This window comes from Sinimarinibacterium thermocellulolyticum (genome assembly GCF_040327995.1).
Taxonomy (GTDB): Bacteria; Pseudomonadota; Gammaproteobacteria; order Nevskiales; family Nevskiaceae; genus Solimonas; species Solimonas thermocellulolyticum.
In genome coordinates this window covers 18,842-39,816 of sequence record NZ_JBEPIJ010000004.1, presented here as the reverse complement: position 1 = coordinate 39,816, position 20,975 = coordinate 18,842, and the positions used below count along the sequence as shown (strand labels likewise).

At 63.0% G+C, this 20,975-nt stretch carries 21 protein-coding genes; 9 read left to right on the top strand and 12 right to left on the bottom strand.

Features of this window, described 5'->3' with window-relative positions:
* Positions 1-82: 82 nt before the first annotated feature.
* From ABSH63_RS04660 to ABSH63_RS04640, 5 genes are read right to left on the bottom strand one after another with little or no spacing between them, the layout of a single operon-like run.
* Entirely contained in the window at positions 83-2,062 is a 1,980-nt protein-coding gene (locus tag ABSH63_RS04660; RefSeq protein WP_352887867.1) for an oxidoreductase, read from the bottom strand.
* A gap of 46 nt (positions 2,063-2,108) precedes the next feature.
* Positions 2,109-2,489 carry a Rieske (2Fe-2S) protein gene (locus ABSH63_RS04655; RefSeq protein WP_352887866.1) on the bottom strand — a complete coding sequence of 127 codons (381 nt, stop codon included), beginning with the start codon at positions 2,487-2,489 and terminating at the stop codon, positions 2,109-2,111.
* The gene (locus ABSH63_RS04650) at positions 2,486-3,892 is read right to left on the bottom strand and encodes an aromatic ring-hydroxylating oxygenase subunit alpha (RefSeq protein ID WP_352887865.1); all 1,407 of its coding nucleotides are present in this window, start codon (positions 3,890-3,892) and stop codon (positions 2,486-2,488) included. The genes ABSH63_RS04655 and ABSH63_RS04650 overlap by 4 nt, the downstream gene beginning before the upstream one ends.
* 54 nt (positions 3,893-3,946) lie before the next feature.
* Entirely contained in the window at positions 3,947-5,089 is a 1,143-nt protein-coding gene (locus ABSH63_RS04645) for a thiolase family protein (protein ID WP_352887864.1), read from the bottom strand.
* Positions 5,090-5,149: 60 nt separating this feature from the next.
* Positions 5,150-5,656: a Zn-ribbon domain-containing OB-fold protein gene (locus tag ABSH63_RS04640; protein WP_352887862.1), complete on the bottom strand. Its 507-nt coding sequence runs from the start codon at positions 5,654-5,656 to the stop codon at positions 5,150-5,152.
* A 193-nt stretch (positions 5,657-5,849) separates the two neighbouring features.
* Here ABSH63_RS04640 and ABSH63_RS04635 point away from each other — a divergent pair, with 193 nt between their 5' ends.
* The 9 genes from ABSH63_RS04635 (at position 5,850) to ABSH63_RS04595 (ending at position 13,213) form a co-directional block, all read left to right on the top strand.
* The gene (locus ABSH63_RS04635) at positions 5,850-7,031 is read left to right on the top strand and encodes a lipid-transfer protein (RefSeq protein WP_352887859.1); all 1,182 of its coding nucleotides are present in this window, start codon (positions 5,850-5,852) and stop codon (positions 7,029-7,031) included.
* Between the two features lie 13 nt (positions 7,032-7,044).
* Positions 7,045-7,503 (top strand): MaoC family dehydratase N-terminal domain-containing protein, encoded by a 459-nt coding sequence (locus ABSH63_RS04630; protein ID WP_352887858.1) that lies wholly within the window; start codon positions 7,045-7,047, stop codon positions 7,501-7,503.
* Positions 7,500-7,919 carry a MaoC family dehydratase gene (locus ABSH63_RS04625; protein WP_352887857.1) on the top strand — a complete coding sequence of 140 codons (420 nt, stop codon included), beginning with the start codon at positions 7,500-7,502 and terminating at the stop codon, positions 7,917-7,919. The genes ABSH63_RS04630 and ABSH63_RS04625 overlap by 4 nt, the downstream gene beginning before the upstream one ends.
* 39 nt (positions 7,920-7,958) lie before the next feature.
* On the top strand, positions 7,959-8,783 hold the full coding sequence (locus ABSH63_RS04620; protein WP_352887855.1) for an SDR family NAD(P)-dependent oxidoreductase: 825 nt from the start codon (positions 7,959-7,961) through the stop codon (positions 8,781-8,783).
* Positions 8,784-8,788: 5 nt separating this feature from the next.
* Complete coding sequence (locus ABSH63_RS04615; protein WP_352887853.1) at positions 8,789-9,949, top strand: acyl-CoA dehydrogenase family protein; 1,161 nt, start codon at positions 8,789-8,791, stop codon at positions 9,947-9,949.
* A 63-nt stretch (positions 9,950-10,012) separates the two neighbouring features.
* Complete coding sequence (locus tag ABSH63_RS04610) at positions 10,013-10,870, top strand: alpha/beta fold hydrolase (RefSeq protein WP_352887852.1); 858 nt, start codon at positions 10,013-10,015, stop codon at positions 10,868-10,870.
* A gap of 97 nt (positions 10,871-10,967) precedes the next feature.
* Positions 10,968-11,711 (top strand): transglutaminase-like domain-containing protein, encoded by a 744-nt coding sequence (locus tag ABSH63_RS04605; RefSeq protein WP_352887851.1) that lies wholly within the window; start codon positions 10,968-10,970, stop codon positions 11,709-11,711.
* Between the two features lie 145 nt (positions 11,712-11,856).
* Complete coding sequence (locus ABSH63_RS04600) at positions 11,857-12,519, top strand: START domain-containing protein (protein ID WP_352887850.1); 663 nt, start codon at positions 11,857-11,859, stop codon at positions 12,517-12,519.
* A 151-nt stretch (positions 12,520-12,670) separates the two neighbouring features.
* Positions 12,671-13,213, top strand: a complete 543-nt coding sequence (locus ABSH63_RS04595; RefSeq protein ID WP_352887847.1) for a MarR family winged helix-turn-helix transcriptional regulator — start codon at positions 12,671-12,673, stop codon at positions 13,211-13,213.
* Between the two features lie 25 nt (positions 13,214-13,238).
* Here ABSH63_RS04595 and ABSH63_RS04590 read toward each other — a convergent pair whose 3' ends face one another.
* The 7 genes from ABSH63_RS04590 to ABSH63_RS04560 form a co-directional block, all read right to left on the bottom strand.
* Positions 13,239-14,795 (bottom strand): DHA2 family efflux MFS transporter permease subunit, encoded by a 1,557-nt coding sequence (locus tag ABSH63_RS04590; protein ID WP_352888227.1) that lies wholly within the window; start codon positions 14,793-14,795, stop codon positions 13,239-13,241.
* An 11-nt stretch (positions 14,796-14,806) separates the two neighbouring features.
* Positions 14,807-16,021, bottom strand: a complete 1,215-nt coding sequence (locus ABSH63_RS04585; protein WP_352887845.1) for an HlyD family secretion protein — start codon at positions 16,019-16,021, stop codon at positions 14,807-14,809.
* A gap of 20 nt (positions 16,022-16,041) precedes the next feature.
* A complete protein-coding gene (locus ABSH63_RS04580; RefSeq protein ID WP_352887844.1) occupies positions 16,042-17,601 on the bottom strand; it encodes an efflux transporter outer membrane subunit in 1,560 nt (519 codons plus the stop codon).
* 289 nt (positions 17,602-17,890) lie between these two features.
* Positions 17,891-18,232: an SCP2 sterol-binding domain-containing protein gene (locus ABSH63_RS04575; RefSeq protein WP_352887842.1), complete on the bottom strand. Its 342-nt coding sequence runs from the start codon at positions 18,230-18,232 to the stop codon at positions 17,891-17,893.
* A gap of 100 nt (positions 18,233-18,332) precedes the next feature.
* Complete coding sequence (locus tag ABSH63_RS04570) at positions 18,333-18,533, bottom strand: ferredoxin (protein WP_352887840.1); 201 nt, start codon at positions 18,531-18,533, stop codon at positions 18,333-18,335.
* A gap of 6 nt (positions 18,534-18,539) precedes the next feature.
* A complete protein-coding gene (locus ABSH63_RS04565; RefSeq protein ID WP_352887838.1) occupies positions 18,540-20,222 on the bottom strand; it encodes an AMP-binding protein in 1,683 nt (560 codons plus the stop codon).
* Positions 20,219-20,974: a glucose 1-dehydrogenase gene (locus tag ABSH63_RS04560; RefSeq protein WP_352887837.1), complete on the bottom strand. Its 756-nt coding sequence runs from the start codon at positions 20,972-20,974 to the stop codon at positions 20,219-20,221. The genes ABSH63_RS04565 and ABSH63_RS04560 overlap by 4 nt, the downstream gene beginning before the upstream one ends.
* Between the last annotated feature and the right edge of the window lies 1 nt (position 20,975).

The window sequence follows — 20,975 nt, the reverse complement described above, 5'->3', positions numbered from 1 at the left end:
ATCCGTGGAGCCTTCAGCTCACTGTCGAGCGAGGACCTCCATCTCAAAAAAACGAAGACGCCGGCTCGACGTCGCGGCCGCACTACAGCATCGCGCCCCAGAAATAGCCTTCCCGAATCGCGGTCTGGGCAAAGCGGGGCGAACGGGCATCCCCGAGCACATCAACCCGCAATCCCGCTTCAACAAGCACTGGATAAAGTTCCTTGTTGGGGGCGTTGTGGGAGACGAACACGACGGTGTCGGCCTCCAGCTTCTGATCGGCCTTACGATCATCGACGTAGGTTGGACGCACCCAGACGGCACCGGGCTCCACACGCACAGCGCGCGTCCGCAGCTGCAGCGAGAACGCGTGCCGCTGCAACCGCGCCAATGCCGGCTCGGACATGAGCGCCGTCTCAACCAGCGGCGCGAAGCTGTTGTGCCGTGACACATAGGTCACGCGCACGCCCTTGACGGCCAGCTGCTCGGCACAGGCGACCGCCTCATAGTGTCCAAGGTCATCCACGACCACAGCGGTCCGGCCGAGATCGCGATCGGAGTCGAGCAGGAGGTCATGACTGGAGATGATGCGGCCGCCATCGGCGAACTCGATCGGCTCACCCGGATTGGAGAGCTGAATCCCGTCCGTCCGTGGCAGCGATCCGGTGGCCAGCACGACCTGATCGGGCTGCTCGCGTCGGATATCGTCCACGTCGGCATAGGAGTTGAGGCGGATATCGACACCGAGGCGATACAGCTCCTCCTCCTGCCAGACCGCAATGTCCAGAATCCCCGCGCGGGTGGGCGCCATCGCCGCAAGCCGCAAAGCGCCGCCGAGCTTGGGCTGAGCTTCGAACAGCACAACGCGGTGTCCGCGCTGAGCGGCCACGCGTGCCGCTTCCATCCCTGCGGGCCCGCCGCCAATGACCACGATGCGCTTGGGCTTCGCGGCCGGCAGCAGCTTGTCCTCCCCCATGCCGGCTTCAAAGCCGACGGCAGGGTTCACCGTGCAGCCCATGCGCGGGAACAAGGGCTGAAAGATGCCGCCTACGCAGCCCTGATTGCAGGCGATGCAGGGACGTACGCGCTCCGGGTGGCCCTCGACGGTTTTCTTCACCAGATCCGGATCGGCGATCATCGCGCGAACGAAACCAACCATATCGGCCTCACCGGCGCGAATGACCTGGTCAGCCTCCTCCAGCGTGCGAAAGCGACCGACCACCATCGTCGGCAGCCGGGTGGCCGCGGCCACCGGTTTACTGGTCTCAAGCTCGTAGCCGACCGGTTCATGCATGCCGCCGATCATCTTGGGGAAACTCTGGTAGTTCCCCATGGAGATGTTGACGTAGTCGATCAGGCCGAGCGCTTCAAGCATCTGCACGACGTACCGATACTCGTCGACGCCTGCGCCCCCCCGCACAGCGTCAGGCGCAACGCGCACGCCCACCACGGTTTGCCGGCTCACGCTCGCGCGCACGGCGCTCAGAAGCTCGCGAATGAAGCGCGCACGATTCTCAAGGTCGCCGCCGTATTCGTCCTGACGATTGTTGGTGTTGGCCGACAGAAACTGCGCCGGCAGATAGCCGTGCGCGCAGTGAATCTCCACGCCGTCCACACCCCAGGACTCGCAGCTCCGGGCCGCCTTGGTAAAGGCTTCGATGACTTCGTCGATCATGGCCTTGGTCATCGGCGTCGGCACGATGCCGCTCGTCAGACCGGGTATGTCGGATGCCGACCACGGCGGACTGCCATCCAGAGGCGGCAGCGCCACGTTGTGCCCGCCGTGCCAGAGCTGCTGGAAAATCTTCATGCCGTGGGCATGCATGCGCTCCACGAACTTGGGATACATCTTGTTGAGCCTGGGATCCGACGCGTCCAGCGAGCCGATCGAGCTGGGATGAACGCCCATGATTTCGACGATGGACAACGCGGCTCCGCCTTTCGCGCGGGCTTCGTGGTAGGCAATCAGATCCTCGTTCAAAGAACCAGCACCGATCATGGTCCCATGTGCCGGGCGCACGACCCGGTTCTTGAGCTCGACCGCGCCAATCCTCAGCGGGGTCAACACATGCGTTAAGGCCACGTTGTCTTCTCCATATCACTTCGCACTCGGGACTCCCCCTGGACAGCTAGTTTGTTGCTGAGCTCCGGCGCTGCTGCCGGGCCGGCGTCATCGAGCCCAGTCGGACGCAGATGCTGCCCTCACGCACCGCCACCTCATGCAACCGCAGCCCCGTTGCCGCCACCTCGTTCAATGGTCGCCCCGAGACCAGATCGAAGCGGGCGCCGTGCTTGGGACAGGTCAGGGCACATCCTTCAAGCTTTCCGCCCGTCAGCGGCAGCAGGGCATGCGGACAGACGTTGGTCACCGCATGAAGCTGCCCCCGATGATCACGACACAGCAACAACGGCACGCCGGATAGCGTCAGTGCCCGCTGTTCACCGGAGCGCAGCTCCGCTTCGGCAATGACCGCAACAAATCCGTCCTGCCGTATCCCTACTCCGCTCACAACGACAGCTGGCGGTCTAGAATCTCGTGCAAGTACCGAATGCGCATCTCCTGGTACCGTCCAAAGACGATGTCCGTACCGCTCTCGTGCGCCGCTGCCAGACCGGCCTGAACCCTGGGGATATTGGCCATGTCCTGGTCGAACACCATCGACAAGGATCCGAACAGCGGTACCTTGTCGGTAAATGACTCATCGAAATCCAGGTGAACCGGCGGCGACGGTGGCGGGCACTTGATGCCATTGCCTGGCTTCGGCGCCAATATCCGGACATCCATGATGGACTGTTGGGGATTGCCGGGGTCAGGAAGGAACTGATAAACGATCGGCCCGCCTTCTCCATACCAAGGGCAGAAGTTGGGGAACATCCAGTATTGAATCGCGTCCAGAAGCAGCGCGTCGGGCCAGGCCGAATAGTCCGCGCCGGTGAACATCTGCAGCAGGTTTCGGCGCCATTGAGCCAGCTGCGCACGCGCAGACAGTGGCGAAGAGGGATCGACCTTGAACCGGATCTCCTCCATGCCCGGCATCATGAAACTCTCCGCGAGCTCGAGTGCAGCCGCCTCGCGCGAGGCTTCGTCGCCCAGATGCGGGCTCGGTACCGCCATCGGCGAGTACAGACGGCTGACGTGGCTGGTGGCGCTTTCCCAGGCTTCGTACTGCGTGGAGGCATCCGCGAGAGTCGAAAGAATCTGCTGATGCGTTTCGATGGTGTGGTACGACTCGAGGAATGCCTCCATCGTGACTTTCCAGTTTGCCCGTATCCGCTTGCGCGCTCGGGCATACGTGAAATGATTTTCCGGCCCCCAGGACCGGAAGTGCTCCGGCAGCACGCCCAGTGCATCCTCCAGCGGCCCTGCGGCTGGATCGGGGTTAATGAAGATGAAGCCGCCCCAGGTACCGACTTTGACTTCCTTCAAGTGGTACTCGTTGTCCTTGACGAACGGGAAATCCCAGCGACTGGGGATGTGATGAAGGGTGCCGTCGAGATTCCATTCCCAACCGTGAAACGGACAGCGAATCCGCTCACCCGAGGACGTGCCGTCGCACAAGCGAGTACCACGGTGCAGGCAGCTGTTCGCGTATGCCTTGATGGTTCGCTCATCGACCCGCACGATCATGTACGAAAGCGGACCGACGCTGTACGCCGTGCGGTCGCCGACGTTGGGGATGTCTTCCTCGCGGCAGGCGTACTGCCATACACGCTTCCAGAGCTTTTCCTTCTCCAGCTCCGCAAAAGCCGGCGACAAGTAACGCGATAAGTCGATCCGTTTTTCCGCGGGAAAGTGGTTGCCCTTCGCATCCAAGGCCGGCGTCGACCGTGGGTCTTCCTTCAAAAGGTCTTCCACCAGAGGGCTGGCCTTGCTTGCAACGCCTTTGATCAGGGGGTAGTCGTCAGCAGCCATCTCGATCATCCTCCAAACTGGGTACGTGTTTACCGGCAACCGCCATGATCTGGTTCAAGCTTCCAAAATAGTGACCGCCGAAATGCCGGGCGCCCCGTAGACATGGCTGTAGGCGAGGCGAGCGCCCTCGACCTGCCGTCCTTCAGCTCTCTGCCGCAACTGCTGTACGTTCTCGTACACTTGCCGAAGCCCGGAAGCGCCAATGGGCTCACCACAAGCGATACAGCCCCCATCCGTATTGACAGGTAACTTCCCGCCCAGACGGGTATGGCCGGCGGCAATGAGCTCGTCCTGCGCGCCGTCTGCACAGAAGCCATTCTCGGCCAGATGCATGATCTCCGCGCCCGACTCGGTGTCCTGGATTTGCGCAACGTCGATGTCGCGCGGATTGACGCTGGCGGCCTCGAACGCGGCGCGCGCGGCGAGCACGGTCGGCGACGGATCACGCTGGACAGTCAGCGCCGGCGAAAATACTTCGAAGGAACCCGCAAGGCGGCTACGAATGGTGGCAGCCCGCAAACGAGGGCCGGACAAGCGGAGCGATTTCATTCTGGCCGCGGACGCGAGCACCAAGGCGACGCCGCCCTCCGAGGGCGAACAGAACATGAACTTGGTCAGCGGATCCGAGACCATCGGCGCGGCCAGAATGGCCGGCAGCGGAATCTTCTCGCGCCGCCAGGCATGAGGTGCACGAACGCCGTTTTCGAAGGCTTTTTCGGCAACCAAGCCAAGCGTCTCCACGCTGATGTTGTGCTCGTGCATGTAGCGCCGAATCTTCATGGCGAAGAACTGCGTCGTCAGCATCATGCCGCTTTCGCCGTACCACTTGGGCAAGCCGAGTGCCTGCGGATCGGCGTTGAATGCACCGCGTTCGTGCTTGTCGAACCCCACCGCGAGCACCAGATCGTATTGACCGGATTGGATAGCGGCACAAGCGGCCAGCAGACTTGACCCACCCGTGGCACATCCGTTCGCCACGTTGATCGTCGGAACGCCGGTATATCCCAACTCCGGAAGCAGCGCGTCGATCGCGCCGCCCGCTGCCGAACCGCCGAATACGCATTGGATCGACGACCAATCCAGTCCTGCCTCGCCCAAGGCCTCCCGGATGGCATGAACGCCGAGCTCAAGAGCGGTCTTGCGCGGGTGGCGTCCGAACGGGTGAATGCCGGCGCCCACGATGTGTACATGCGTCATCGTCCTTACCTTCTTCTGTCTGCTCTGGATTGCACTGCAGGTGTGGCCCGCGGCCCGGCGTCAGGCCCCTTCCGGAGAAAATGCGTAGGTGATCACCTCGACGCCATCCGGGTCCCGACGCAGCCTTTCCCGGACAAGCCGCATCGGCATGCCGATCTTGAGCGCCCCGATATCGGCCGCAACAATTCGGCTCTCGACGATAAGGAGGTCTCCAAGCTCGACATAGCCCACCGCATAGGGCACGAACTCGGCGTCATGCGCCATTCCGTCGTTGAACGGTGACTTCGGCCGAAAACGCTGAACTGTGAAGGTCCAGAGTTTTCCGGCGCTGGGCAGCCTGACCTCTTCAAACGCTTCAGATCCGCCGGCTTCTGGCAGAGGGAATCGAAGCTGCCCGGTGCGTCGACAACGTCCGGCCAGCAGTGCCGTTTCATGATCGGCAACGACAAACAGGCGGTCAGCAACCAACCTCCAGCGCTCGCCTTCGTTCAGCCTTCCTTCCAAAGGAATCTCCTCCGCAGCATTCGTTCTTGCAGCGAGCCCTTTTGAACCGATCAGGGCTTTCACAACTTCAAGGTGACCATCGTACTTATGATATAGTTTACCTGTCAACTATCCGACAATCACTTTAAACCGTTGCAGCCGTAACGCACTGGTGAGAGCCGATTGACCGCTCGGTCCATGCACTGCCCCTGCATGCGACCGGGGCCAGCGACGCGGGGGCTGGACCCGTCAAGTATCTGAATAAAAGGAGCGAATCATGAAACATGCACAGATCATCAGCGGCGTCGGCATGGTGCCGTTCGCCAAACCCGGTGCCAGCGCGCCCTACTACGAGATGGGCGCCGAGGCGGCGCGCCGGGCGCTCGCCGATGCGGGCCTCGACTACGCCAAGGTGCAACAGGCCTACGTGGGCTATGTCTACGGCGATTCCACCTGCGGGCAGCGGGCGCTCTACCCCGTCGGCATGACCGGCATCCCGGTGGTCAACGTCAACAACAACTGCTCCACCGGCTCGACCGCGCTGTTCCTCGCGCGCCAGGCCGTGGAATCGGGCGCCGCCGACTGCGTGATCGCGCTGGGCTTCGAGCAGATGAAGCCGGGCGCGCTCGGCAGCTACTACCACGACCGGCCGACGCCCTTCGAGCCCTTCGACCAGGTCTGCGAAGAGCTGGTCGGCCAGTCCGAGGTGCCGCTGGCGATCCGCTATTTCGGCGGCGCCGGCATGGCGCACATGGACAAGTACGGCACCAAGGCGGAAACCTTCGCCAAGATCCGCGCCAAGGCCAGCCGGCATGCCGCGCGCAACCCGGTCGCGCTGTTCCGCAAGGAAGTGACGGTGGAGGAAGTCATGGCCTCGCCGGTGCTGATCGGCCCGATGACGCGCCTGATGGCCTGCCCGCCGACCTGTGGCGCGGCCGCGGCCATCGTCTGCTCCGAAGCCTTTGCCAAGGCCAATGGGCTCGACCAGCGCGTGCGCATCGTCGCGCAGGCGATGACCACGGACACGCCGAGCACCTTTACGGCGCGCAACATGATGCAGCTCGTGGGCTCCGACATGGCGCGCGCCGCCGCCGACCAGGTCTACGAGGCCGCCGGCATCGGCCCCGAGGACGTCGACGTGGTGGAGCTGCACGACTGCTTCGCGACCAACGAGCTCTTGACCTACGAGGCGCTGCGGCTGGCGCCGGAAGGCGGCGGCGAGAAGCTGGTCGAGGACGGCGACAACACCTACGGCGGGCGCGTGGTCACCAATCCCTCGGGCGGACTGCTGTCCAAGGGCCATCCGCTGGGCGCGACCGGCCTGGCACAGTGCACCGAGCTGGTCCAGCAGCTGCGCGGACAGGCCGCGGATCGTCAGGTGGAAGGCGCGCGCGTGGCCCTGCAGCACAACCTCGGCCTGGGCGGCGCCTGTGTCGTGACGATGTACAAGGCCGTCTGAAGCGGAGGTCGACGTGATCGATACCAAGCACATCGGCCTGCAGCTGCCGACGGTGAGCTTCGAGGTCGAAAAGGGGCGCCTGCGCTTTTTCGCCAAGGCCACCGGCGAAACGCGACCCGAGTATCTCGACGAGGCGGCAGCCAAGGCCGCCGGCTACCGCAGCCTGCCGGCGCCGCCGACCTTCCTGATGGGCGCCGATCTCGACGCCGGGACCATGACCACGCTGCTCGACACCCTGGGCGTGCCGATCGGGCGCATCCTGCATGGCGAGCAGAGCTTCACCTACCACGCGCCGGTCTGCGCCGGCGACGTGCTCAGTGTCGAGTCCAAGATCAGCGACATCTATAGCAAGAAGGGCGGCGCACTGGAGTTCATCGTCAAGGACTCGCTGATCAAGGATGCGCAGGGCAAGACCGTGGTCGAGGCGCGCAGCGTCATCGTCGTGCGCAATCCGCAGGAGAAAGCCGCATGAACGCCCCGACTCGTGAGCAGGTCAAGGTCGGCCAGGAACTGCCGCCGCTCAAGCTTGCCCCCATCACGCGCACGACGCTGGCGCTGTTCGCCGGTGCCTCGGGCGATCACAACCCGATCCATATCGACATCGACTTCGCCAAGGCCGCCGGCATGCCCGACGTGTTCGCGCACGGCATGCTGTCGATGGCCTATCTGGGCCGCTTCCTGACCCAATGGACGCCGCAGAACCGGCTGCGCCAGTTCTCGGTGCGCTTTGCCGCGATCACGCCGGTCGGCGCCAAGCTCACCTGCAACGGCAAGGTCGCCGAGATCATCGAGCGCGGCGGCGAGGCGCTGGCGCGGCTGGAGATCGGCGTGGTCGACGACAAGGGCGAGGTCAAGCTCACCGGTGAGGCCCTGGTGGCGCTGGCCTAGGACGAAACGCTCCCCAATCCCTATATAGGAGGACTCCGCATGAAACTTCAAGGAAAAGTGGCGATCGTCAGCGGCTCGGGCCGCGGCATCGGCCGGGAAATCGCCCTCAAGCTCGCATCCGAAGGCGCAGCCGTGGTCGTCAACGATCTCGATGCCGCCCCGGCCGAGGAAACCGTCGCGGCGATCGCAGCCGCGGGCGGCAAGGCCGTGGCCTGCGTCGGCAGCGTGACGGAAGCCGGCTTTGCCGAGCGCTTCGTCAACACGGCGATCGAGCAGCTCGGCGGCCTGGACATCATCATCAACAACGCCGGCTACACCTGGGACAACGTGATCCAGAAGATGAGCGACGAGCAGTGGCAGGCGATCATGGACGTGCACGCCACGGCGCCGTTCCGCATCCTGCGCGCCGCCTCGGAATACTTCCGCGTGCAGGCCAAGAAGGAAGCGGCCGAAGGGCGCGAGGTGTTCCGCAAGGTGGTCAACATCTCCTCGATCGCCGGCACCGGCGGCAACGCCGGCCAGGCGAACTACTCGGCCGCCAAGGCGGCGGTGATCGGCCTGACCAAGGCCATGGCCAAGGAATGGGGCCGGCTCAAGGTCAACGTCAACTGCGTGGCCTTTGGACTGATCAAGACGCGCCTCACCGAGGCCGTCGCCGGCTCGGACGCGAGCATCGACGTCGAGGGCCGCAAGATCAAGGTCGGTGTCAATCCCGATCTGCTCAAGACCATGGAAGCCATGGTGCCGCTGGGCCGCGGCGGCACGCCGGCCGAGGCCGCGGGTGCCGTGTACCTGTTCTGCATTCCGGAGTCCAACTACGTCAGTGGCCAGACGCTGCTCTGCGGCGGCGGCTTCTCGATATGATGGGCATGGGCACCATGACGCCGGACCAGGCCCCCTGGATGAACGCGGAGCTCGCGCTGTTCCGCGACAACGTCCGCAAGTTCATCGCCAGCGAAATCACGCCGTTCGAGGAGCAGTGGAACGAGCAGCAGTACGTCGACCGCGCGCTGTGGACCAAGGCCGGCGCCGCCGGCCTGCTGTGCACCGACATGCCCGAGGAATACGGCGGCGCCGGCGGAACCTTCGCCCATGAGGCGGTGATCCTGCAGGAGCAGGCGCGCGCCGGCAACACCAGCTGGGCCAAGGGTGTCCACGAGATCGTCACCCACTACATCGTCGGCTGCGGCACGCCCGAGCAGAAGCGGCGCTGGCTGCCCCGGCTCGCCTCCGGCGAATGGGTCGGCGCCATCGCGATGACCGAGCCGGGCACCGGCTCGGATCTGCAGGCGGTGCGCACGCGCGCCGAGCGCAAGGGCGAGCGCTACGTGGTCAACGGCGCCAAGACCTTCATCTCCAATGGCCATCACTGCGGCCTGCTGATCATCGTCTGCAAGACCAACCCGGCCGAGGCGGCCAAGGGCGTCTCGCTGCTGGTGGTCGAACAGCCGGCCGAGCAGCCCGGCTTCCGCCGCGGCCGGCTGCTGCACAAGATCGGCCAGAAAGGCCAGGACACCGCCGAGCTGTTCTTCGAGGATCTGCAGGTACCGGCCGAAAACCTGCTGGGCGGCCGTGAGGGCCAGGGCTTCTACCAGCTGATGAACCAGTTGCCGCGCGAACGCCTGATCATCGGCGTCGGCGCCATCGCCGCCGCCGAGGCGGCCCTGGAACACACCCTGGCCTACGTGCGCGAGCGCAAGGCCTTCGGCAAGCGCCTGCTCGAGTTCCAGAACACGCGCTTCCGGCTCGCCGAGCGGCAGACCGAGCTGACGATCGGCCGGGTGTTCATCGACCACTGCATCCAGAAATTGTTGGAGGGCAAGCTCGATGCCGCGACGGCCTCGATGGCCAAATGGTGGTGCACGCAGAAGCAGTGCGAGATCGTCGACGAGTGCCTGCAGTTCTTCGGCGGCTACGGCTACATGCTGGAATATCCCATCGCGCGCTTCTACGCCGACGCCCGCGTGCAGAAGATCTACGGCGGCACCAATGAGATCATGAAAGAGCTGATCGCGCGGGGGCTGGAGTGAATGCGGTTCATGAGAACGCTCCCGACAACCGGCAGTGAACGAGACACCGTCCCTCTGCGGCCGATGGAACTGTGCGGAGCCCACGGGCTGCGCCTGGCGGCGGAGGTCGCCGGCGAGAGCGACTGGCCGCCCGTCCTGCTGCTGCACGGCGGCGGACAAACCCGGCACGCCTGGGCCCGCACGGCTCGAAGGCTCGCCAGTGCCGGATATTTCGCGATCGCCCTCGACGCCCGCGGTCACGGCGACAGCCCGTGGGCGCCGGACGGCGACTACAGTGCCGACGCGCTGGTTGCCGATCTCGCGGCTGTTCGTGCCTCGCTGCGCTCGCCGCCGGCGTTGGTCGGCGCGTCGCTGGGCGGACTCACCTCATTGCTGGCAATCGGTGAGGGCCCGCCGGATTTTGCGCGCGCCCTGGTGCTGGTCGACATCGCCACACGGCTCGAAGCCGATGGCATCGCGCGCGTGCTCGACTTCATGCGTGCCCATACGGGTGGCTTTGCCAGTATGGATGAAGCGGCAGCTGCGGTGGCCGCATACAATCCGCATCGTCAGGCGCGCGGCACCACCGGCTTGCGCAAGAACCTGCGGCAGCGCGAGGACGGACGCTGGTACTGGCACTGGGATCCACGCTTCCTCGACCATGCCACACGCTCCAGTGCCGGCGAGGCGCTGGTGGACCAGGAGCGCCGCGAGCAGGCCGCCCGGCGTGTCTGCGTCCCCACCCTGCTGGTCCGTGGCGAATCCAGCGACGTGGTCAGCCCGGAGGGCGCGCGCGAGCTGCAGCGGCTGATTCCGCATGCCGAACTGTTTGACGTGCAGAACGCCGGCCACATGGTCGCCGGCGACCGCAACGACGTCTTCAGCAATGCGGTCATCGAATTTCTCCGGAGCCGGCTTCCTGACGGCACCTTGTGTCGCTGAACACGTGCTTGACCATCAAATGGAGCACAGATGAAGTCGAACCTTTCCCCCGAAGATCACGCGTTTCGCGCCATCCCAGGAAATTCAGGAGTTCATCGTGACCGCTCGTGAGGACTTTCTCGCCCCCACGGCCATCATCAATGCCGACCACCCGAAGGTACGGGACTTTGCGCATCGGCATCAGGGCACCTCGACCGCCGTCTGTGCGCGTGCGACCGCACTGTATTACGCGGTGCGTGACGGTTTCCGCTATGACCCTTACGATCTGGTGCTGACTCAGCATGGCCTGAGCGCCAGCCGCGTGCTGGAAACCGGGCGCGGCTGGTGCGTCACCAAAGCCGTTTTGCTGGCCGCGGCCTGTCGCGCTGTCGGAATTTCGGCAAAGGTCGGATTCGCCGATGTGCGCAATCATCTGTCCACCGCGCGCCTGCGCGAGACCATGAAGACCGACCTGTTCTTCTGGCATGGCTACACGTCGATCCAGATCAACGGCCAGTGGCTCAAGGCGACGCCGGCATTCAACATCGAGTTGTGCGAGCGCTTCGGACTGCTGCCGCTGGAGTTCGATGGTCGTGCCGATTCGATCTATCATCCGTTCGATCGCGCCGGGAACCGCCACATGGAGTATCTGTCAATGCGGGGGGAATTCGCTGATGTTCCACTGGACGAGATGGTGCGGACCTTCGCCGAACACTACGGGCACATGAGCCGGCTCAGCGACGCGAACTTTGACGACGACGTGGCGCGCGAGACCCAGCCGGTGCCGGCAAGGCGTCCGGATGCTGAGTCAAAGACTGCCGACGTGACCGTCGGGCAATCGTCAAGTAGTCCCTCAGAGTGAGCGGACCTCGGTACGGCGATTGCCTGCGTCACCTGCCGTCGATGGCGGCGCCCGGCCGTGAGGACTGGGCAGAGTTTGCGGCGAGGTCGCCATGGCCAACCACAACAGAGATCTGTAGATGACGACTAAAACATCAGGTGCAGCCGTGTTCGTTCTCGCCCTTCTCTCACTCTCATGTCTTGCTTCGGCTGGCACCCCGCCCGACGAGCTGGTGGCGGGTGCAGACTGGAAGCTGGTCACAAGCGCCGACGGCATTTCGGTGTACAGGCGTGCCGTCGATGGGTCCAGTATCGACGAAATCCGGGCAGAGACGGACGTTCCAGCCGATCTGGATGCCGTTGCGGCCTTGCTTCAAGATGTTTCACGGCGTGTGCAGTGGGATCCGACGTGCCAGCAGGCGCGCCTGTTAAAGCGCGACGGGGATCTGGCGTATCTCGCTTACTATCAGATCGATCTGCCGTGGCCGGTTCAGGACCGTGACGTCGTCATGACGACGCGCGTGACCCACGAGCATCAGGGAGTGAACATCATGTCGGTCGCCACGCCGGACGAAGAGGTGCCGCAAAACGCCGATTTCGTCCGCATCCTCCAGGCTCGGGAGCACTGGCAACTTTCGGAGGCCGACTCCGGAATAACCCGCGTGCGTTTGCTGACCCACGTAGAGCCCGCCGGTCCGATCCCCTCATGGCTGATCAACGCCATGTCCGCTGAGGTTCCGGAGAGCATGTTGCGCAGTATCCGACAGATCGCCGAGGCGCACGATGCCGGAAGCAGCCACGTGCAGATCGCCGAGCCGGCGGCGCGCTGAGGCGCTTCTACCGCTGTCGTCGGTTCGCCCCGTCCACAGCACCACCGCAGATCTACTCAGGGAAAGCGGATTTGGCGCCGCTGAACACGTTGCAACATAATTGCACCCGTAACTGACGATTCTTACCTAAGCATCCAACCTAGGACATCTGATGAAGGGAGTTGACCGGCTCAGGGCCATTGACCTCAGCGCCAAAAAGCTTCAGGCGCGAATACCTCGATTTCCGCAGAATACGATTCACGTGCTCAGAGTTCTTCGTGCCACCGATATTTCTGTCGGGGACTATTTCGAGAAACTGCTGAGCCCGGCCGGGGTCAACGGGAGCGAATTCCACACCCTCGCCATTCTGAGTAGCTGCGACAACGGGACTTCGTCGCCTAGCGAACTGGCCGAATTGGTGGGGCAGACGCGGGCCAACATGACGAGAATTCTTGATTCACTCGTCAAGAGCAGGTACGTTTCCAGCGTGGTAGACCGGCGAGATGCGCGCCGCAGATCGGTCGCGATCACAGCCAGGGGCGAACGCTTTCTTTCGAAGTGCGTGGGTGAGTTCGCTCCGCTGCTCTCGGACTGCCTGTCCGACTTCAGCCGGAGCGAGCTCGACCTGCTCGAGCGCCTTCTGCGAAAAATGATTGAGTCGCTTGACCGCGGACAAAGAGGCCTTGTGTTCTCCGCCGACTTCCGCGCGGCATGACCTCATCTCGGCGGCACTCCATGAATCAATGAGTTCCCGCGGCGCGGCCGCGAACGAAGGGACCGCGCGGTATCCAGATCAGCGGAATGGCCAGCAGGAAGACCATTGCCGAGAGCCAGCACACGTCATGGAATGCGAGTGTCCTGGCTTTCAATGTCGCTACGGCATCTAGCATCGACAGCTCAGCGGCCGGCGCCGGCAAGGTGACGGGCGCGGGAGCCGGCCCACCATTCGCACTGGGGGCAACCGCCGACAGGAATATGGGGGATGTCCGCTCCGCGAACAGAATGTGATGGGTATCGGCCCGTTGATCCCAGGCCGTTACGGAGAGCGCAGTGAACAGACTCATCGCCAACGTCCTGACAAAACTCGACAGGCTGGTCCCGCCTGCGAGCCGCTCCGGCGGCAGGCCCGAGAGCTTGATGTCGCTGAGCATGATGAAGAACAGCGGCGAGGCTATCCCATGCAGAACCCGAGGCGCGGACAACTGCCAGAATGTCGCGTCGGCTGGAACGAAGGCCAGCCAGACGGAGCCGGCCGCGAACAGGACAAAGGCGACTGTTGCTGTAGTCCGCAACGGAATCCTGGCGCTGAATACGCCCATCAGCGCGGCCGTGATGATCGCGGCCACGCCAAAAGGCACCTGCGCGAGGCCCGCGAGTGTTGCGGAGTAGCCAATGGTGGTTTGCAGCCAGAGATTGTAGGTCACCAGCACGCCGATCACCGCGCCATAGCCCAGCGCGATTGCAGCCACGCTCGGCCAGAAGTTCCGGCGCAGGAAATATGTGAAGTCGACAACGGGGTAACGCTCGTATCGTTCCCATGCAGTGAACAGGAGCAGTGCGACCACGGAAACAATCATCGTGACAACGATAAACGAGGACTCAAACCAATCCTTCTGATGCCCGTTGTCGAACGCAACCTGCAAGGCACCCACGCCCAGGAACAGGAGAACGAAGCCGGCAACATCCACTGGAATACGTTCGGTGGTTTCCTTTTTATGGCCCAGAAACGTCCAGAGAATTGAGACTACGCCGATGCCCAGCGGCACGTTGATGTAGAAGGCCCAGCGCCAGGAGTATTCGTCCGTCAGCCATCCACCGAGTAGCGGCCCGCAGACGGGCGCGACAAGGACGACCATCCCCCATACACCCTGCGCAATCCCGTGCCATCGTTCCGGCACGACATTCCACATCAGCGATTGCGACAGGGGAAACATCGGCCCGGAAACGATCCCCTGCAGCAGGCGAAACAGGACTAGCGACTCGAGGGTCGGCGCCGCGCCGCAGAGCGCGGATGCGAAGGTGAACAGAGCAGTGGATCCCATGAACAGGCGGACCTCGCCGAACCGTCGAGTCAGCCAGCCCGTGACCGGCTGGATGACAGCCGCGCCCAGGGCGTAGGCGCTGATCGCCCACGTCGCCTCCGACTGCGTCGCCCCCAACGTACCGGCCACCGCGGGCACCGAGGCATTGACGATGGAGAGGTCTAGAATCTCGAGAAATGCGGCCACATTGATCGCGAGTACGGTCAGGAACAATCGCCAGCCGCGCAGCGGCGCATCTTCGTGCTTAGGCGGCATAGACACCACGCTCAGGGGGCATCGGGGGCATGGCTGCCGACGACTTCCAGCAGCGTTTGACGAAACTCTGCCGCGGCCCTGGACGCTGATAACTGATCATGCCGATCGGCCAGCACCGTCTCTTGATCAAGACTCGTCCGCTCCGGGCCGCTCGCGCTGACAGGCCGAAGCTTTGGACCACTGCGGTCCCGCGTATCGATCCGGACGTGCGCCGACAGGCCGACGAACAGCGGATAGCGTTCGTCAGATTGTGCGCTTTCGTCCAGCTCGATCCGCACGGGCACACGTTGAACAACCTTGACCCAGTTTCCTGCGGCATTCTGGGGGGGGAGCAGCGAAAACGTGGCGCCTGTCCCCGCGCTGATGCCGGCGACGCGACCCGGCAGTTCCCGACTGCGGCCATAAAGATCGAGGGTCACGGTTACGGGTTGTCCGACCCGCACATGGCGCAACTGCGTTTCCTTCAGGTTGGCATCCACCCAAAAGCCCGACGCCGGAATGATGCGCATCAGCTGGACGCCGGGGGCGACTTGCTCACCCGCATCCACGACGCGCTGCGCGACGGTCCCGGAAAGCGGCGCGTGGATTCGCGTTCGCCCAAGCGCGAGCCAGGCCTTGAGGTGATCGGCCCTTGCCGTGCGGACCAGGGGATGCAGCGCTATGTCACTCGCCCCAGCGAGAACTGCGGCCGCCTTCGCCTGTTCTTTCGCCGCAAGGAGTTCCGCACGCGCCAGGGTCACCTGGGCGCTGGCATGTCTAAGCAGCTCGGGGGCCAGCGCGCCCGACCCCTTCAGCGGCATCCTTGCACGATAGTCTCTTTCGGCATTCTCAAGCGCCACCTCGTGCGACGCCACCGCAGCCTGTGCCTGAGCGGCGCGCGCACGAAGGTTGACCACTTCACTGATGGCGCGTACCAAGGCCGCCCTTGATTGATCGAGTGCAGCTTGGGCGTCGACGGTGTTGAGCTCCAACAGGACATCACCCTTGTTCACTCGCTGCGTATCGGCAACATGCACCGTCGCAACGGTTCCCGGCACTTGAGCCATGACGGGAATTTGACTGTTCGCAATCTGCGCATTGTCCGTGGTCACTCGTTTGGACAGCACCAGCCCCCACCATGCCAGTGCCGCAGCGCCCGCCAGCGCGCACAGCAACACCACTGCGCCTATTGCCCGCCATTGGGCGCGCCTTGACGTGCTCGCAGTCGCGTTTTCAGTATCCGACATGTTCCCCCCTCTGCTCACTCTCAATTGGAGCCTGTTACGGCGGTTTCTGCCGGAAGCGAAGCCGCCGCCCCGCCCAGCGCCATGATCAGACGCACATAGGCTGCCGCAACGTCGCCCTGAACCTGCAGGCCGGCCTCCTTCGCGCCCAGAACTTGCGACTGACTCTGCAACACCGCGATCTCGTCCTGGACGCCCTGCCTTGTGAGAGCGCTCGTTGCTTCATATGTTCGACGGTAGCTGGCGAGCCGGCTCATCGCTGCACCGTGTCGAGCGTGATGCAGTTCGAGTCTGGAGACAGCTTCGCTGGCTTCCTTGATGGCTGTTGTAACGGCCGCGTTGTACTCGGCAACCGCCTGCTCCATCTGTGCGGATGAGACGCCGTGGCGAGCGCGAACACGCGCTGCATCGAAAAACGGCAGGTAGACCGCTCCTCCGATCTGAAAGACCCGGCTTGCGGGGTCGAACAGCTCGCCCAGATCGGTGGAGGACAGCCCAGCGAGCGCGGAAAGTCGGAGGTCCGGAAAATACCCCGCCCGCGCCTTGGCCACGTCGTGCACTGCAGCCTCCACCAGCCAGCGACGGGCAATCAGATCCGGACGCCTCGCAATAACCCCGGTGCTTACGTCCTCCGGTAACCGGAGTTGGTCTAGCGGAACACTGCGACGCCTGAGCTGTGGGAGCTCGTCAGCCGAGATGCCGATCATCGCAGCCATCGACAGTCGATTGAGTCGCTGCGTGAATCGCACCATCGCCTTGAGCTCTCGGGCTCGTTCGAGGTGAATGTCCGCGTCAGCGAGACCCGCCTCCGGATCGATTCCCTGTGCCACACGAAGCACTTTCAGACGCCGAGCCCGCTCAAGCGCAGAAATCAATTCCTCTATCGTTGCCAGGCGCTCGCCATCTGCCTGCCAGTTGAAGTAGGCACCGGCCAGCGCGGTCGTGATCGTCAGGATGGCCATCTGTCCTTCAGCCGCCACGGCCTGTGCGCGCCCGGCAGCCGCCGCAACCTCCGCTTCTCTTCTGCCCCAAGGATCGAAGGTCCAGTCAATGTTGACACCGAGGTTCGCCAGGTCGTACCAGGTTGCCCCGACCACATCTGACAGCGTACCGACGACACCGGTCTGGCTGAGGCGCTGGCGTGACAACTGCGCCGCTGGCGAGACCCGAACCCCGGTATCAGCCAGGGCCAGTTCGAGCGCCGCGTTGCCTTTTTCGATTCGCGAACGGGCGACTGCCAAGTCCGGCGATGACGCCAACGCCCGCTTGATGAGCCCGTTGAGTTGCGGATCCTGAAACGCCCACCACCACCGCGGCGCGTCTCCCATATGTTGCCGGTCTGCGACAGACCAAAGAGGCGGTAACTCCACTGACAGCTTCGGGGACTGCTCCTTCGGCGTTGGGAGCACGCATCCGATCAGGGAACAAGCAAGCAGGGAACCTGTCGCTGCAAGAACGGCAACTCTCGCAGGCTGTCGACTCTTCCGGCGCTCAGACGGAAGCGTCACAGGCTGGCTACACAAGAGCGTAATCTGCAAGCTCTGGCGTGTAGGCCAAGCAACGACTGGATGGCTGGCGTGCATGGCAAGCGAAGCCCTCGGATATGCGGCATGCGGGGTGGCCCTCGATTGGTCGATCGCTGCGAATTGCCGTATGCCGCTCTTCATGTCTTAAGAGACAAGCAACCAGACGCCCAACTCTGGACGTCTGCACACGGTGGGACGGACGACCAGCCCCACGGAAGCTAGTGGCACACCGTGCCTCCAGCGACCGGGGGGCTAAACTTAAGTCTATTTGAAGGACAGGCCTAAAAACGCATGGTCCCGAGCGACGGCCAAGCCACGCATCGCGGCGATGGCGTCGCTCCGAACGTCACAGCTTATCCATGTCGAAGAGAGTCGATATCCTCTGCGCCAGCGCCATATCCCCGGAGAACTTCAGCTTGCCGGTCATGAGGGCTGCCATGCCGTTGACCTCGCCGCGCAGCAGTGGCTCCAGGAAGTCGTCTGCCATCGTCAGCGAGAGATCTGGAGCTTCGGCGATGCCCGCGTGCGATGTGCAGCTGCCGCCGGTAATGCTGACGTATGCAGGCTCGGACAGGTGGAACTGAATTACACAGTCGACATCGGCACCCGCCTCCGCATTAAACACGCTTGGAAGCTTATGAACCAGATTATTCCCAGACATTTTGAAATCTCCTTCAATGAAATTCACTTAACAAACGGCGCCTGACGTTGCGGCGCCTCGCTCCTTACGCACCCCGATACACCGCCCTCGAGTACGATCAGGATCGGCGCCATCGAGGCCGCCTCGCTCACCTTTGCTCGTCGATTACCCGAATCGCGCCCTGCGGGCAGGCCGAGGCGGCTGCGGCTGCTGCGCCTTCCAGCCCAATGGGCACCTGTTCGTTCTCAACGAATACGATGCCGTCACTGTCGTGCTTGAACAGCTGCGGGCATTGCTGTTCACAGGCACGGTAGCTACAGCACAAATCCCGATCTACTTTTACGCGCATTCTTCTTCAGCTCCCCGTTCCGGCCAGCTTTGTCCGAATATCCTGGCGCAATAAATCCTTTCGGATCTTGCCGGACGCCGTGCGGGGAAACTCTTCGATGAACTCAATGCGCTCGGGCGTCTTCTGCCTCGCGAGGCCGTTGCTTTCGATGTGGGCCGCAACATCGCCCAACGACACCGGACGTGTCGGATCCGAGAGCTTGATGTATGCCGCAATGCCTTCACCGAGCCGCGGATGCGGCATGCTGACCACTGCAGCTTCCTGAATCAGCTCGTGCGTATGGAGAACGTCCTCGATTTCCTTTGCGCTGATATTCTCGCCGCCGCGAATGATGAGATCCTTCTTTCTGCCGGTAATGACGACGTCACCCGCTTCGGTAACGTAGCCGAGATCGCCTGTCAGAAAAAAACCATCGTCGGTCAGGGACGCCCGAGTGCTTTCGGCATCCGTGTACCCAACCATCATTGCTGGGCCGCGAACTAATAGCTCCCCTTCTTGACCATGCCCCAGAACCGCCCCCTCTGAACTCACCACCCTTACCTCATAGTTGAAAATGCGACCATCCGTCGTTGCGGCAAGCTCCTCCAAGCTCCGCTCTGTCACACCTTGGGAGACCAAGGGCACTTCTGTGCTGCCGTAAACCCGGAAACATCGGCAATGCTCGAAGACGCGATGCGCTTGGCGAATCAGCTCAGGTGGCACCGCTGCGCCCCCACAAGCAAAATGCTTCATCGTCGGCAATCGGTTCGCGCGCTGAGAGCATTCCTGGACAAGCTCATGCAGAAACGGCGTTGCGCCGACGCTGAATGTCGAGCGCGTCCGTTCAATGAAATCGACCGCCCGCGCCTTGTCCCAACGCTCCATGATGGCGGCCTTGACTTCCGTCGTTAGCGGCATCTCGCAGGCACTGTAACCGGTGACATGTGTTACCGGTGATGCCATGAACATCACGTCAGCGGGTCCAAGCTGACGTAATGCCAGTATGTTGTCCACCACGCGGTTCAGGGTGTTGTGGGTGTGCAACACCCCTTTGGGCTGGCCGGTGGTTCCGGACGTATACATCAGAAGTTTGACATGATCAGGGCTGACCTCAGGATATATGGAAGACTTGTCCGTACGCGCGGACAGAAATGTCTCCAGCCCTGTAGCTCCGAGCTGCTTGAGCGCGGCGACGCCGCTTGCGGGTCGGACGACAATGACATGTTCCAGCGCAGGAAGGTTACCCCTGAGAGCACGTATCGTTTCGACGTAGTTCAGGCCGCGGTACTCTTCGGGAATAAAAAGGACTTTTGTACCCGCGTCTCTCAGTATGAATCCAAGCTCGGCGCCACGATAGATCGGAATGATAGGGTTGAAAACCAAGCCGAGTGCGCAACAAGCAAGGTTGATCGAGACGAACTCGCGCCAGTTGGGCAGCTGCGCACTCACCCGGTCGCCGACCTCCAACCCCAGCCCCCGCAGCGCCCCCGCGACGACGTGAACCTCTCTTGCAAGCTGCCCGTACGTAAGCTGGCTGCCGTCATCAAAGTAAATCGCAACTTCGTCGCTCCGCTCCTTCGCCTTTTCCCAAAGGCATGTTGCGGCTGTTGTATTACGCATCTTGACGTCACAAGACCGGCTCTCGATGGACTGCCAGTCAAACGTGTGCGTCAGCCACCCGCTAGGGTCACGCGTCAGTCGAGTGCTCATAGCAACAGCGATCCTCCATCCACGCACAACTCGATGCCCGTCACCCAAGAGGCCTCATCCGAGGCCAGATAGAGGATTGCATTGGCAATGTCTTCGGGCTGCCCGACTCGCCCCAGCGGCACCTGCTGCGTGACCATTTTCATCGCAGCGTCCTTGTCCGGTAGTACGCCGAGAAAATCGTCGAGCATTCGAGTTTGCACACCGCCGGGATGAACGGAGTTGCATCGAATCTTGTATGGCGCGCCGTGCAGGGCCACCGACTTTGTCAGGAGGCGGACCGCCCCCTTGCTGGCGCTGTACGCGGCAAGATTGGCGTCCGAACGGATGCCCATCATGGACGACAGGTTGATGATGGCACCGCCGGTTTTACGCATGAGACCCATGGCCGATTTGCAGCCGAGGAACACACTATCGGCGTTCACGGCCATCACCTTCTTCCAGAGCTCGTACGTCGTATCCTGAATCGTTCCGAACGGACTGATTCCAGCGTTGTTGACCAGCACATCCAAGCGGCCATGCTTCGCCTTTAGGGTCTGAATGGCGGCCTGCCAGCCCGCTTCGTTAGTCACATCGAGTTCGATGAAGGTTGCATCTCCACCCAAGGCCTCGGCTGCCTGCCGTCCTTGCTCGACCAGAATGTCCGCGATCGCGACGGCTGCCCCTTCCTCTGCGAACCTCTCGGCCGTTTTCAATCCAATACCCAATGCCCCGCCAGTAATGAGGGCAACCTTTCCCTCTAGCCGCTTCGTCATT